General features: G+C 72.7%; 12 protein-coding genes. 8 read left to right on the top strand and 4 right to left on the bottom strand.

From position 1 onward, the window contains the following. Window positions 1-45 precede the first annotated feature (45 nt). A complete protein-coding gene (locus ACFYUS_RS12725; RefSeq protein WP_388850576.1) occupies window positions 46-489 on the bottom strand; it encodes a DUF4442 domain-containing protein in 444 nt (147 codons plus the stop codon). A 121-nt stretch (window positions 490-610) separates the two neighbouring features. Between ACFYUS_RS12725 and ACFYUS_RS12720 the strand changes: the two genes are divergently transcribed. Together ACFYUS_RS12720 and ACFYUS_RS12715 are read left to right on the top strand one after the other, a co-directional pair. Continuing rightward, window positions 611-1,741 carry a hypothetical protein gene (locus ACFYUS_RS12720; RefSeq protein ID WP_388849440.1) on the top strand — a complete coding sequence of 377 codons (1,131 nt, stop codon included), beginning with the start codon at window positions 611-613 and terminating at the stop codon, window positions 1,739-1,741. A gap of 127 nt (window positions 1,742-1,868) precedes the next feature. Then, window positions 1,869-3,191: an MFS transporter gene (locus ACFYUS_RS12715; protein ID WP_388849437.1), complete on the top strand. Its 1,323-nt coding sequence runs from the start codon at window positions 1,869-1,871 to the stop codon at window positions 3,189-3,191. Here ACFYUS_RS12715 and ACFYUS_RS12710 read toward each other — a convergent pair. The 3 genes from ACFYUS_RS12710 to ACFYUS_RS12700 form a co-directional block, all read right to left on the bottom strand. Beyond that, complete coding sequence (locus ACFYUS_RS12710; RefSeq protein ID WP_388849433.1) at window positions 3,153-3,998, bottom strand: spermidine synthase; 846 nt, start codon at window positions 3,996-3,998, stop codon at window positions 3,153-3,155. The two genes, ACFYUS_RS12715 and ACFYUS_RS12710, sit on opposite strands and share 39 nt — an antisense overlap. A gap of 77 nt (window positions 3,999-4,075) precedes the next feature. After that, window positions 4,076-4,945, bottom strand: coding sequence for a patatin-like phospholipase family protein (locus ACFYUS_RS12705; RefSeq protein ID WP_388849430.1), 870 nt, complete (start codon window positions 4,943-4,945; stop codon window positions 4,076-4,078). A 56-nt stretch (window positions 4,946-5,001) separates the two neighbouring features. Continuing rightward, window positions 5,002-5,703 carry a DNA alkylation repair protein gene (locus tag ACFYUS_RS12700; RefSeq protein WP_388849427.1) on the bottom strand — a complete coding sequence of 234 codons (702 nt, stop codon included), beginning with the start codon at window positions 5,701-5,703 and terminating at the stop codon, window positions 5,002-5,004. A gap of 118 nt (window positions 5,704-5,821) precedes the next feature. Here ACFYUS_RS12700 and ACFYUS_RS12695 point away from each other — a divergent pair, with 118 nt between their 5' ends. The 6 genes from ACFYUS_RS12695 to ACFYUS_RS12670 all read left to right on the top strand — a co-directional run bounded on the left by ACFYUS_RS12695 (window position 5,822) and on the right by ACFYUS_RS12670 (window position 12,999). Continuing rightward, window positions 5,822-6,577, top strand: coding sequence for a TVP38/TMEM64 family protein (locus tag ACFYUS_RS12695; protein ID WP_388849424.1), 756 nt, complete (start codon window positions 5,822-5,824; stop codon window positions 6,575-6,577). A gap of 93 nt (window positions 6,578-6,670) precedes the next feature. Next, on the top strand, window positions 6,671-7,546 hold the full coding sequence (locus ACFYUS_RS12690; protein WP_388849421.1) for an undecaprenyl-diphosphate phosphatase: 876 nt from the start codon (window positions 6,671-6,673) through the stop codon (window positions 7,544-7,546). Between the two features lie 366 nt (window positions 7,547-7,912). After that, on the top strand, window positions 7,913-9,811 hold the full coding sequence (locus ACFYUS_RS12685) for an FHA domain-containing protein (protein ID WP_388849418.1): 1,899 nt from the start codon (window positions 7,913-7,915) through the stop codon (window positions 9,809-9,811). Window positions 9,812-9,973: 162 nt separating this feature from the next. Then, window positions 9,974-11,488, top strand: coding sequence for an SDR family oxidoreductase (locus ACFYUS_RS12680; protein WP_388849415.1), 1,515 nt, complete (start codon window positions 9,974-9,976; stop codon window positions 11,486-11,488). Window positions 11,489-11,558: 70 nt separating this feature from the next. Continuing rightward, a complete protein-coding gene (locus ACFYUS_RS12675; protein ID WP_388849411.1) occupies window positions 11,559-12,470 on the top strand; it encodes an SDR family oxidoreductase in 912 nt (303 codons plus the stop codon). Window positions 12,471-12,510: 40 nt separating this feature from the next. After that, window positions 12,511-12,999, top strand: a complete 489-nt coding sequence (locus ACFYUS_RS12670; RefSeq protein WP_388849408.1) for a MarR family winged helix-turn-helix transcriptional regulator — start codon at window positions 12,511-12,513, stop codon at window positions 12,997-12,999. Window positions 13,000-13,051 lie beyond the last annotated feature (52 nt).

The raw sequence follows: 13,051 nt of genomic DNA, 5'->3' as shown, positions 1-13,051 counted from the left end.
TGGCCCCCGCTCCGGCGGGGGCCACGGTGCGCACGCCGCGACGGACTACGCCTTGCCGTGGGGGCGCAGGGTCCAGACGACGGTCATCTCACCGGTCACGGCGCCGTCCTCGCGGGTGATGTCGATCCGCACCGGGAACTCCGGCCGCTGTCCCGCGTCGAGTTCGGCGACGACCTCGGCGGCGGGGCGGCCGAGGGTGGCGGTGGCCGTGACGACGCCCATGGCGAGCTTCTTGTAGCCGATCTCGGCGCTGACGGCGAGCGGCACCGCGCGGCCCAGCTGGTCGCCGAAGGCGGCGAGCACGATGGCGCCGCTGGCGGACTCGGCCAGGGTGAACATCGCTCCGGCGTGCGGGCCGCCGACGTGGTTGTGGTAGGCGGGCTGGTCCGGGAGGCGCACGACGGCGCGCTCGGCGGTGGTCTCCAGGAACTCCAGGTTGAGGGTTCCGGCCATGGGGACCGTGGCGGCGAGCATCTCGCCGACGGACATCTGGTCTGCGCTCATGGACCGTGATGTTACCCACGAGTAGCAGCCTTGGCCATCCCTTGCCCGTCCCCGGCCCGGGGGCGGGCGTGGTCGTGCGGCCCCCGCACCTCTATGGTTACTGGCCATGTGGCCAGGACAGCAGCCGCCCGGGGGCGAGCAGAACCCGCAGGACCAGAGTCAGAACCCTTACCAGCAGTCGGGGTACCAGCAGCCGAACCCGTATCAGCAGCCGCCGACCCAGCCCGGGTACCCGCAGCCGCCGACACAGCCCGGCTATCCGCAGCAGCAGCCCGCGCAGCCCGGTTATCCGCAGCAGCAGGGCTACCCGCAGCAGGGGTACGCCCAGCAGCCGGGCTACCCGAACCCGTACCAGCAGCCGACCGTGCCGCAGCAGTACGCGGTGCCGGGCGGCCCCGGACAGCCCGGCGGGTCCGGCGGGGGGAAGAAGAGGACGACGGTCGTGGCGATCGTCGCCGCCGCGGCCGTGGTCGTCGCGGCCGGAGTCACCGCGTTCCTCGTGCTCGGCAAGGACGACGACAAGAAGAACGTCGCCGACGACAAGCCGTCCACCACGGCCACCGCCTCCGCGAACCCCTCCTCCGCCCCGGCGCCCGACCCGAGCCAGTCGATCGCCAACCCGCGTGACGGCGCGGCCCAGCAGCCGACGATCCCCGGCTGGAAGGTCGTCTACAACCCCAAGTACGGCACCCTCTTCGACGTGCCGCCGGAGTGGGACGTGCTGAAGCCGGGGTCGATCTACTTCTTCGAGGACGAGAAGAAGCACGACGGCACCCCGCTGGTGACGATGTCCGGGCCCACGCGCTACAAGAGCAACTGGTGCTCGTACGACACCGACAAGAACGGCACCCCGGAGACCTGGGACCTGGCCGCCGCCGGCACCAAGGGCGGCCAGGGCGCCAAGGACACCGCGTCCGCCGCGCGCGGCGAGGCCGGCACCTGGGTGTGGGGCGGCTACGCGCAGCACATGCCGCAGAGCACCATCAAGATCACCAAGCCGGTGCCGTACACGACGAAGTCCGGTCTCACCGGCAGCCTGGCGACCGCCACGGCGCCGGGCGTCAAGAAGCGCAACAAGTGCGAGTCGGACGGCAAGTCCTACGCCTTCACCTTCAAGAACGCCGCCGGCGACTTCTCGACCTGGGTGCTCTACGGGGCCGACGGCGTCAAGGACGAGCTGCCCGACGCGACGATCCGGCAGATCCTCTCCACGGTCCGGCTCGCGCCCTCCTCCTGACCCCTCCGTCCACCGGGTCCGGCCGCGCCGGACCCGGTGGGCGGGCTCACCGAGCGGCACCCCTCGGACCGACGCACCGTCCGAATATCGGTTGGCGGGACGGGGAGGAGCCGGGGATAGTCCCGGGGTGACCACTCCCGCCGCCTCCCCCCGCCGAGGAGCAGCCCGCTCCCGCCGCCCCGAGTGGGCCGGCCGCAACTACCTCCTGCTCACCGCCGCCACGATCGTGACCAACCTCGGCACGCACGGCGCGCTGATCGCCACGACCTGGGCGGTCTTCGACTCCGGGGGCGACGCGGGCGACGTGGGTCTCGTCGCCATGGCGCGGTTCGCGCCGCTGGTCCTCTTCCTGCTCATCGGCGGCGCGGTGGCCGACCGGGTGCCCCGGCACCGGGTCATGGTCGCGGCCAACGCCCTCAACTGCGTCTCCCAGGCCGCCTTCGCCGTCCTCGTGCTCTCCGGCGAGGCCCGCATCTGGCAGATGATGGTGCTCACCGCGCTCTGCGGCACCGGCCAGGCCTTCTTCAACCCGGCGGCCGAGGGCATGCTCATGTCCAGCGTCAGCGGGGAGCAGGCGAGCCGCGCCTTCGCCGTCTTCCGGATGGCGATGCACGGCGCCGCCATCGGCGGTGCCGCGCTCGGCGGCGCGCTGGTCGCCTTCGTCGGCCCCGGCTGGGTCCTCGCGATCGACGCGGTCGCCTTCGCCGTCGCGGGCGGCCTGCGGTCCTTCCTCGACGTGAGCGGCATCCCGGACCGCGCTCCCGGCGGCGGGCTCTTCGCGGATCTGCGGGAGGGCTGGCGGGAGTTCGTCGGCCGACCCTGGCTGTGGTCGATCGTCGCCCAGTTCTCGGTGGTGGTGGGACTGATCGGCGCCGTCGAGTCGGTGTACGGACCGCTGGTCGCCAGGGACGCGCTGGGCGGCTCGCGCCCCTGGGGCATCGCGCTGGCCGCGTACGGGGCGGGGACGGTCGCGGGCGCCGTCCTGATGACCCGGTGGAAGCCGCGCCGGATGCTGTTCGTCGGGACCCTGTGCGTCTTCCCGATCGCGCTGCCCTCGGCGGCGCTCGCCGTGCCGCTGGACGCGGCGGGCCTGACGGCGGCGATGTTCGTCAGCGGAGTGGCGATCGAGGTCTTCGGCGTCTCGTGGATGACGACCATGCACCAGGAGATCCCCGAGGAGAAGCTGTCCCGGGTCTCCGCCTACGACTGGTTCGGCTCGACGGCGCTGCTGCCGCTGTCCACGGCCCTCGCCGGCCCGGCGGAGAGCGCCTTCGGCCGGAGCGAGGCGCTGTGGGGCGCGGCGGCACTGATGACCGTCGTCACCGCGCTCGTCCTCCTCGTGCCGGACGTACGGAACCTGACGCGGCGCCCGCACACGAAGGAGGTCGCGGGCGCCTCCGCCCAGGAGACCTCAGCCGATGCCGAAGGCGCCCTCCGGGGGAACGGGTGACGGTACGGCCCCGGCGTCGAGGACGGGTTCCGCGCCGCCGGTGAACCGGGCGAGCGTCTCCCCGTGCTCCACGCGCGCGGGGAAGGCGTCGGCCGCCGCGCGCCGCGCGAGGTGGGCGATGTCGATCGCGCGGCCGGAGGCGACCAGGACGGCGTTCCCGAAGCGCCGGCCGCGCAGCACGGCGGGCTCCGCGACGAGCGCCAGCTCCGGGAAGACGGCGGCGAAGGTGGCGAGCTGGGAACGGAGGAACGGGAAGGGCGCCCCGTCGGCGAGGTTGGCGGCGTACAGCCCGCCGGGCCGCAGCACGCGCCGGACCTCCCGCGCGTACTCGACGGAGGTGAGGTGCGCGGGCACGCGCGAGCCTCCGAAGACGTCGCCCACGATCAGATCGGCCGAGGCGTCCGGTGCCGCCTCCAGCCAGGCCCGGGCGTCCGCCCCGTGCACGGTGGTCCCCGAGCCCTCGGGCAGCGGCAGGTGCTCCTCGACGAGGGCGAGCAGCCCCCGGTCCGCCTCGACGACGTCCTGACGCGAGCCGGGCCGGGTGACGGCGACGTACCGGGGCAGCGAGAGCGCCCCGCCGCCCAGGTGCAGCACGTCGAGGGGCGCGCCGGACTCGGCGGCGCCGTCGACGACATGCGCCAGACGCCGCGCGTACTCGAACTCCAGGTACGCCGGATCGTCCAGGTCGACGTACGACTGCGGCGCGCCGTCGACCGTCAGCAGCCAGGCCCGCTCCCGGTCGACGTCGGGCATGAGGCGCGCGGTGCCGTGGTCGACTTCGCGGATGACGGGGATGTGCTCGTTCACGCGTTCATTGTGCCGCCACCGCTGCCGTGCCCGGTGCCGGGCGCCCGCACCGCCGCCGCGCCCACGGCGGTGAGCCGTCAGCCCGTCCAGACGGCGGCGACGGCCGAGGCGTGGGCCGCCGCCTGCTCCCGCCCCGCACGCGCCGCCGCCGCCCGGTGCGCGGGGTCCAGCGCGTTGCGTCCGATCGCCTTGCGGGACGCCGCGTCCGGCGTGATCACCTCGACCCGCGCCCCGCCCTCGGCGAGGTCCGCGCCCTGCCGGGCCGGCGAGAGCACGACCTTGCTGCCCCGGGCGCTGGGGGCGACGACGACGATCCGGTCGTAGCCGGCGGCGAGGTGGGCGTTGGCCGTGGAGTGGATGCCGCCGTCGATCCAACGGCGCCCGCCGACGGTCGCCGGGGGCCAGACGCCGGGGATGGCGCAGCTCGCGGTGACGGCGTCGGTCAGCGGGACCCCGCTGTCCTCGTCGTACGCGGTGAGCTCGCCGGTGGCCGCGTCGACCGCGGTGACGAGCAGCGGCCGTGCGGGCCAGTCGGTGACCCCGCCGAGCCGCCGGGCGACGGTCGCGCGCCGGTCCTCCTCGGGGACGGTGGTCGCGTCGAGGGCGAGCCGGCCGAGCCTGCGCCCGTACTCCTCGGGGGTACGGGACCGGAGGACGGCGACGGCGTACCGGAGGATCGTCCGGGCCCCGAGCCGTACGGCGGGCTCGGTGACCTCCCCGTCGAGCTGCTGCTCGTACAGCGCGTGGAGCCCGCCCTTCCCGGCGGCGAGCTGTGCTCCGACGACCGCCCCGGCGGAGCTGCCGACGATCAGATCGGCGGTGCCCGGATCGATCCCGGCGTCGAGGAGCCCGCGCAGCACCCCGATCTCCCACGCGCCTCCGACGAGCCCTCCGGAGCCCAGCACCAGCGCCGTCCGCTTCCCCGTCCGCTTCTCCGTCTGCGTCATGGACCAAGTCTGGCGCAGGAGTTGACCGGGGCCGCGGCCGGGGTGGGGTCAGTGGGTCAGAGGTTCTTGAGGGCCTCGCGGACGGAGAGCGGGGAGAGGCGGGAGCCGTGGGCGGCGACGAAGGCGCGGACTTCGGCGGGGGCCGTCTTGCCGTACTCGCGCAGGCTCCAGCCGATGGCCTTGCGGACGAAGAAGTCGGGGTGGGCCGAGCGGCGCAGGCAGTGGGCGAAGAGCCGGTCGGCGTCGGTGGCGTCCTTGTGGCGGAGCTGGTGGAGGAGGGCGGTGCGGGCGACCCACAGGTCCTCGTCGTCGATCCACGTGTCCATCTCGCCGGCGAGGGCGGGGTCGGCCGCCACCAGGCCGCCGACGACATGGGCGGCGAGGTGGTCGACCGTGTCCCACCAGGAGACGGTGGTGACGAGCCTGCGGGCGACCGGCAGGAAGCCGGAGGAGCAGCGCTTCACGTGCCGGCGCAGGTAGTCGACGGCGAAGTAGTGGTACTCGCGCTCGGGGAGGGCGAAGCAGCGCAGGGCGATCGCGGCGCAGTCGGTCTCGTCGGGGCGCGGGGTGCCGTCGAGGACCGTACGGGACAGGGCGCGGCGCTCGGGCGTGCGGATGCCGAGGAAGGGGGCCACGCCCTTCATGTACGCGACCATCTCCTGGGCCCGGAAGGGGTTCCCCGCGGCGGGGTAGACCGTGGTGAGCCGCTCCAGGACGGTGTCGGCGAGGGTGCTCGCGGGCGGCGCGGTGTCGGTCATGGGGCCCTCTCGGTCACGGCGCGCCCCAGGAGCGCGCCCGGACGGACATGACGCACGTCCGCGAGGGACATGACGCACATTACGGCGATCATACGGACGCGTCCGTTACTCTCCCCGAATGCTCGCTCCCGTGCCCCGGCCGCCGGGCTCCCTCGCCGTCCGCTGCTCCCGGGCCCTGCTCTCGCCCCGCTCACGGCTCTCGCTGCTCGCTCTGCTGCTGCTCACCGCGGCCACCCTCGTGGTGCTGTACGAGCCGCAGCGGATGCTGTCCTCGGGCTGGCCGCCGCACACGAGCGGCGCCGGGGCGGTGCTGCTCTTCGCTCTCGCGTACGGGGCGTGCGCGGCGGCGTTCGTCCCGCGGCCGGTGCTCAATCTGGCGGCGGGCGCGCTCTTCGGTTCCGCGGCCGGTCTGACGGGGGCGCTGGCGGGGACGGTGCTGGGCGCGGGGATCGCGTTCACGCTCGGCCGGTTCCTGGGGCAGGACGCGCTGCGGCCGTTCGTACGGGGCCGGTGGCTGACGGCCGCGGACGGGCAGCTGAGCCGGCACGGTTTCCGTTCGATGCTGGCGATCCGGCTGTTCCCGGGGGTGCCGTTCGCGGCGGCCAACTACTGCGCGGCCGTCTCCCGGATGGGGTACGTGCCGTTCCTCCTGGCGACGGCGCTGGGTTCGCTGCCGAACACGGCGGCGTACGTGGTGGCGGGCGCCCAGGCCGGTTCGCCGGGCTCGCCGGCGTTCCTCTTCTCGGCGGGGTTCATCGTCCTGTCGGGCCTCGGCGCGGCGGTGGTGGCCTGGCGCAAGCGGCACGGCCTGCGGGCCGCCGCCCCGGCTCCGGCCGAGGCGCCCGAGCAGGTGCGGGAGCCGGCCCTCCCGTAGCACCACGGGCTCGCCATGGTCCCGTCATCTTGGGCATGTACGCTGCGCTCGACCTTCTGACCGCACACGTACAAACGGGACGGCCCTAGCCCCATGAGTTGGTTCGAATCGTTCATCCTCGGACTCGTCCAGGGGCTGACGGAGTTCCTTCCCATCTCCTCCAGCGCGCACCTCCGTCTCACCGCGGCCTTCGCCGGCTGGGAGGATCCGGGTGCGGCCTTCACCGCGATCACGCAGATCGGCACGGAGACCGCAGTCCTGATCTTCTTCCGCAAGGACATCGCCCGGATCGTCTCGGCCTGGTTCCGCTCGCTCACGAACAAGGCGATGCGCTCCGACCACGACGCCCAGATGGGCTGGCTGGTGATCGTCGGCTCGATCCCGATCGGTGTCCTGGGCGTCACGCTCAAGGACCAGATCGAGGGCCCGTTCCGTGATCTGCGGCTCACCGCCGTGACGCTGATCGTCATGGGCATCGTCCTCGGCGTCGCCGACCGGCTCGCCGCCCGCGACGAGATAGGCGGCCGGCACCGGGCCGCGCGCGAGCGCAAGACCCTCAAGGACCTCGGCGTGCGGGACGGCCTGATCTACGGCGTCTGCCAGGCGATGGCCCTCATCCCCGGTGTCTCCCGGTCCGGCGCGACCATCTCCGGCGGTCTGCTCATGGGCTACACCCGCGAGGCCGCCGCCCGCTACTCCTTCCTGCTCGCCATTCCGGCGGTGCTCGCCTCCGGTGGAATGGAACTGAAGGACGCGGCCGCGGACGGCAGCGTCTCCTGGGGACCGACCATCTTCGCCACGATCGTCGCCTTCGCCGTCGGCTACGCGGTGATCGCCTGGTTCATGAAGTTCATCACCACGAAGTCCTTCATGCCGTTCGTGATCTACCGGATCCTGCTCGGCATCCTGCTGCTCGTCCTGGTCGGCGCGGGAGTCCTCAGCCCGCACGCGGGCGAGTCCGCCGGCTGACGAGGCGACGCGGAAGGGCCCGCACGGTCACAGCCGTGCGGGCCCTTCCGCGTCGGAGGCCTTCTGCGTCGGAGACCGAAGGCGGCCGACGCGGCCGCGGGCCGGTCTTCGCCGCCGAGCGGCAGCAGAGCTTCTGCACATCGGCCCCAGCCGTCCCCGTCGGAACTCCACTCCCCCGTCTTCACCAAATGGTCACCGTGTGATGACCAATGGGTCCGCACGCCTTCTCATCCGCCTCGTGGCGCGAATACCATAGCCCTGCGTTCCGGTCCGCTCGCCGTGTGTGACGCAGGGGGTGCTGTTCGTCCGGGTGGCCGGTTTCGCGATTTCGTCATCGGATCCGTGACTCATGGAATTGGGTGACCCATGCCTCCTCGGCTCGTCGGCCATCAGGGCTCTCTGGCGGGACAGCAGTTTCCGATCGGCGCCACACCTCTCACCCTGGGTCGCAACGTCGACAACAGCGTGGTGATAACGGTGGGGAACGTCTCGCGCTTTCACGCCGAGGTGCGTCGCGAACGCCACGGATTCATCCTCTACGACAGCGGCAGCAGCAATGGAACACGCGTCAACGGGACGCGTGTCACCTCGCACGAACTGCAGCCCGGAGATCTCATCGAGATCGGCACCGAGACGTTCCGCTTCGAAGCCGCCGACGCGATGGAGACCATCCTCGACCTCTCCGTGCTCGGGCCGGTCACTCCGTCCGAGGCCACCCTCGCGGCGGGGCCGGTCCTGAACGTCACGGTGACCGGCGGCGGCCCCGTCGGTCTGAGCTTCGCCCTCCTCCTGGAGAGCCTCATGGGCCCCCGCGTGGCGATCACCGTGTACGACGGCCGGTGGGTGCGGGACGGGACGAAGGTCGTCTGGAAGAGCGAGGGGCAGGGCAATGTGCGCCGGCAGCAGGTCGTCACGGTGCAGAGCCGCCAGTACCTGAACCTTCCCGAGGAGGTGCAGGCCCGGCTTTTCCGCGGCGACGCGTTCTCCGAAATGTGGCCGGTCGGCCCCGATTCGCTCCGTGGCCACAAACCGAGGAACCTCCGGATCGCCTACATCGAGGACACCCTCCTCGAATTGGCCAACGAGAAGGCGGAGCGGATCCGGCTGGTTCCCGAAGTCTTCGACCCGGCCGAGTATCACGGGGCGGAGCCCCGGGGGCATGTACTCGCCGTCTGCGAGGGGAGTCGCTCCCGGACGCGCGAGCATTTCACCGACAAGTTCGGCAACGCCGACAAGTCCGTCTACTCGCTCTCCGGGCAGCACATTCAGGATGTGGTCCTGGGCCTGCGCGTCAGATCGACCCTGACGGACCCCATGACGGTCCTGTTGACCGTGGCCCAGAACCGCTTCCTCCTCAACGCCCTGCGCGGCGAGGGTTTCCTGAACATGCGGCTCACCGACGCCGAGGCCACCGAAGTGGTCGGAATCGACCCGGTCCGGCACGTCTTCGAGGAATGCATCGCCTCACGCCCGTGCGTCATGGGACGGGACGACCACGGCGACTTCCAGTGCTCGACGCACAGCACGCTCTTCCTGCCCGCCATGGTCAGGGGTTCGGCCCTGTGGAAGCGGGTGAAGGAGGGGCTGGCGCTGTTCGGCGTCGCCGAGCGGGACCTGAGCGCCGTCACGGCCTTCCGGCTCGACATGGTGCAGCGGCCACGGTTCACCACCCGGCTGTTCCCGGCCACGTCGACCACCCCGGGGACCTACGGCTTCCTCCTCGGCGACGCCGCCAACGCGATCCACTTCTGGCCCGGCCGCGGGCTCAACAGCGGTCTGGGCTCGGCCATCTCCCTGGCCCGGTCCCTCAACGGCGGCTGGACCGGCCGGGCGTTCCGGGACGCCGACTTCGCCCGGCACGAAGCGGCCATGTCCATGCTCCAGTACCGGCACAAGAGCCGCGCCTGGAACACGATGATCACCACCGACGAGAACGGCGTCAGCCGCGCGATCAAGGAGAAGATCGCCCAGAGCATCGAGGAGTCGGAGGGGAAGGACCTGGAGCGGGACGCGGACATCGACGCGCTCATGGAACGGCTGCGGGGAATCCGCGACCGGCTGGCACCGCGCGTTCCCGGCATGCCCGACGACGCGACCCTCCGGAACCACCTGGAAACGCTCGGCTCCTCCACCCTGCGGACCCTGTGGGAGAGCGGAGCCTGGGACACCCTGATGGTCGGCGGCGAAGAGGTGGACATCGACATCTTCTACCAGCAGGCCGTGCCGGCCACGACCGACCCCACCAGGGCCCCCGCCCCGAACTGATCGCGCGAGCGCCCGTCCGTCCCGCCCGGCTGTGACCCGGGGCCGAAGCGGGAGGCCCGCTCGTTCGACGCCGGGGGCACGGCCGCATCCGTAAGCACCCGCCGAGGCGAAGAACCGGCGTAGGACGTGTACGCCAAGGCGATCGGCGAAACGGATCAGCGCATGAACACTCCCAGCCCGGCCGGAGGCGCCCGCTGCCTGGTCACCGGCGCGACCGGCTACGTCGGGGGCCGCCTGGTGCCGGAGCTCCTCGACGGCGGTCACCGCGTGCGCTGCCTCGCCCGGCATCCGGACAAGCTCCGTGACTTCCCCTGGGTGGACCGGGTGGAGGCGGTGCGCGGTGACGTCACCGACGCCGTGAGCCTCCGCAGGGCGCTCGACGGCGTCGACGTCGCCTACTACCTCGTCCACTCCATGAGCTCGACGGCGGAGTTCGAGGACAAGGACCGCCGGGCCGCCCGTGTCTTCGCCGCGGAGGCCCGTTCCGCCGGGGTGCGACGGATCGTCTACCTGGGCGGCCTCACCCCGCGCGGAGTGCCGGAGGGCGAGCTCTCGCCGCACCTGCGCTCCCGCGCCGAGGTGGGTCGCATCCTCCTGGGCTCGGGCGTCCCCACCACAGTGCTGCGGGCCGCCGTCGTCATCGGCTCCGGATCGGCCTCCTTCGAGATGCTGCGGTACCTGACGGAACGGCTGCCCGTCATGGTCACGCCCAGCTGGGTCGGCAGCAGGGTCCAGCCCATCGCCGTACGCGACGTCCTGCGGTATCTGGTGGGGAGCGCCGACATGCCCTCCGACGTCAACCGGACCTTCGACATCGGCGGACCCGACGTGCTCAGCTACCGGGAGATGATGGTGCGGTACGCCGAGATCGCCGGCCTCCGCAGGCGCCTCATCGTCCCCGTGCCCGTCCTCACCCCGCGGCTGTCGAGCCACTGGATCGGTCTCGTCACACCGGTGCCGGCCTCCCTGGCCAAGCCCCTCACCGAGTCGCTCCGGCACGAGGTGGTGTGCGACGAGCACGACATCGCCCGGTACGTTCCCGACGGACCCGGGCGGCCCATCCCCTTCGAGGACTCCCTCCGTCTCGCCCTCCGCCGGGTGCAGGACGCCCAGGTCACGACCCGCTGGTCCTCCGCCTCGCCGCCCGGCGCGCCGAGCGACCCGCTGCCGACCGACCCGGGCTGGGCGGGCGGCAGCCTCTACACGGACGAACGGTCACGCGCCGTCGACGCCGACCCGAACGCGCTGTGGAGGGTCGTCGAAGGCGTGGGAGGGGAGAACGGCTGGTACTCCTTCCCGCTGGCCTGGGCCGTCCGGGGCTGGGCCGACCGACTCGTCGGCGGAGTGGGACTGCGGCGCGGCCGCAGGGACGCGACGCGTCTCCGGGTCGGCGACGCCCTGGACTTCTGGCGCGTGGAGGAGATCGGCCGCGGACGGCTGCTCCGTCTCCGGGCCGAGATGCGCCTGCCCGGCCTCGCATGGCTGGAGATGATCGTCGAACGGGACGAAGCGGGCCGTACGTCCTACCGGCAGCGGGCGATCTTCCATCCGAAGGGCCTCGCGGGCCAGGCGTACTGGTGGAGCGTCTCCCCGTTCCACGCCGTGGTCTTCGGCGGCATGGCCCGGAACATCGCCCGGACCGCCGAGGCGGAGAGCGGGCGGCGGGACGGGCAGTGATCACCTCCGCGTGCGTCCGGGTGCCGTGGAAGGCCCGCTCCGCACACACCGACACGAGGAGGCCGCGGCGATGAGCCGTTCATGGGACCTGCAGGGACGTACCGCGGTCGTCACGGGCGCCGCCCGAGGCCTGGGAGCGGGCCTTGCCCGCCGACTCGCCGACCGGGGGATGGACGTGGCCCTGCTCGGCCGGGAGGCCGCCACCCTGGAGGCGGTCGCCACGACCCTCCGGGCGCGGAGCCACGTCGTCGAGGTGGACGTCACCGACGACGCCGCTCTGCGCCGGGCCGCGGACGAGGTGACCCGGCGCCTCGGCGCCCCGTCGGTCGTCATCGCCAACGCCGGCGTGGCCGAAGGCGGCCCCTTCGAGACCTCCGATCCGGACACCTGGCGCCGGGTCATCGAGGTCAATCTCGTCGGAAGCGCCGCGACCGCGCGTTCCTTCCTGCCGGGACTGCGGGCCACGCGGGGCTACTTCCTGCAGATCGCCTCGACCGCCGCCTTCGGCGCGGCCCCCATGATGAGCGCCTACTGCGCCTCCAAAGCCGGGGCCGAGGCCTTCGCGCGTTCCCTCCGCGCCGAAGTGGCCCACGTGGGCGTCGCCGTGGGCGTGGCCTACCTGCACTGGACGGACACCGACATGATCCGCGACGTCGACCGCCACACGGTCCTCCGGGAACTGCGCGGACACATGCCCGCACCCGCGCGCCGGGTCTACCCGGTGGACCGTGTCGCGGCCTGGATCGGCCGAGGGGTCGAGCGCCGCTCCTCTTCCGTCTACGCGCCCCCGTGGCTCCGGCTCGCCCAGGCCGGGCGCCCGGTCTTCCCCCTCGCCGTCGACCTCCTGTCGCGTCGTGAACTGCCGCGCCTCATGGGCGAGTCCGCTTTCGAGCAGACCGGTCTGCTCGGCCACGGCGGTCGCATCGAAGAGGCTTCGCTCTTCCGTTCCGCCACCGGACCGGAAGCGGGTGACGCCCACTGATCGCGGGTTCCCGGGGGAGGCTTCCGCATAGGCTTGCCCCGTGGGCGACGGGCAGGCGGGGAAGAGCGTGACGGAGAACGGGACCAGGGCCGATCTGCAGGCCTTCGCGGTCGCCCTGCGCCGGACGGTCGGTGAGGTGAACCGTCTGGTGCACGGCTTCGCCTCCGCGGAGAGCCTGCATCCCACCGATGTCCACGCGCTCTCGTTCGTGCTCGACCACCCCGACACGGCCACTCCGGGGCTGCTGAGGGAGCATCTCGGCCTGACCTCGGGCGCGGTGACCGCCTGCCTGGACCGTCTGGAGAAGGCCGGCCACATCCGGCGCAGCAGGGCGGACGACGACCGGCGGGTGGTCCGCATCCACTACGTCCCGGGAGCCCGGGCCGTGGCGCGGGCCCACTTCATGCCGCTCGCGCAGGCGGCGGACCGAGCGCACGACCGGTTCACCGAGGACGAGCTCGCGGTCGTACTGAGATACCTGGACGCGCTGAACGAGGAACTCGGCGAGCTGCGCGCTCCCCGCCGCTGACGAGCGGTCGGCACCCCGGGTCTCGGCGCCGCGGGTGCGGTGCCGGTGCATC

This window comes from Streptomyces sp. NPDC004284 (assembly GCF_042874035.1).
Lineage (GTDB): Bacteria > Actinomycetota > Actinomycetes > Streptomycetales > Streptomycetaceae > Streptomyces.
The sequence above is the reverse complement of the archived record's forward strand: the minus strand, read 5'-3'. Positions and strand labels throughout refer to the sequence as shown.

Bases quoted from the DNA above. Each gene is read 5' to 3' on its own strand.
- ACFYUS_RS12725 (WP_388850576.1), bottom strand. From the start codon at position 489: ATGTCCGTCGGCGAGATGCTCGCCGCCACGGTCCCCATGGCCGGAACC.
- ACFYUS_RS12720 (WP_388849440.1), top strand. From the start codon at position 611: ATGTGGCCAGGACAGCAGCCGCCCGGGGGCGAGCAGAACCCGCAGGAC.
- ACFYUS_RS12705 (WP_388849430.1), bottom strand. From the start codon at position 4,945: ATGACGCAGACGGAGAAGCGGACGGGGAAGCGGACGGCGCTGGTGCTG.
- ACFYUS_RS12700 (WP_388849427.1), bottom strand. From the start codon at position 5,703: ATGACCGACACCGCGCCGCCCGCGAGCACCCTCGCCGACACCGTCCTG.
- ACFYUS_RS12695 (WP_388849424.1), top strand. From the start codon at position 5,822: ATGCTCGCTCCCGTGCCCCGGCCGCCGGGCTCCCTCGCCGTCCGCTGC.
- ACFYUS_RS12690 (WP_388849421.1), top strand. From the start codon at position 6,671: ATGAGTTGGTTCGAATCGTTCATCCTCGGACTCGTCCAGGGGCTGACG.
- ACFYUS_RS12685 (WP_388849418.1), top strand. From the start codon at position 7,913: ATGCCTCCTCGGCTCGTCGGCCATCAGGGCTCTCTGGCGGGACAGCAG.
- ACFYUS_RS12680 (WP_388849415.1), top strand. From the start codon at position 9,974: ATGAACACTCCCAGCCCGGCCGGAGGCGCCCGCTGCCTGGTCACCGGC.
- ACFYUS_RS12675 (WP_388849411.1), top strand. From the start codon at position 11,559: ATGAGCCGTTCATGGGACCTGCAGGGACGTACCGCGGTCGTCACGGGC.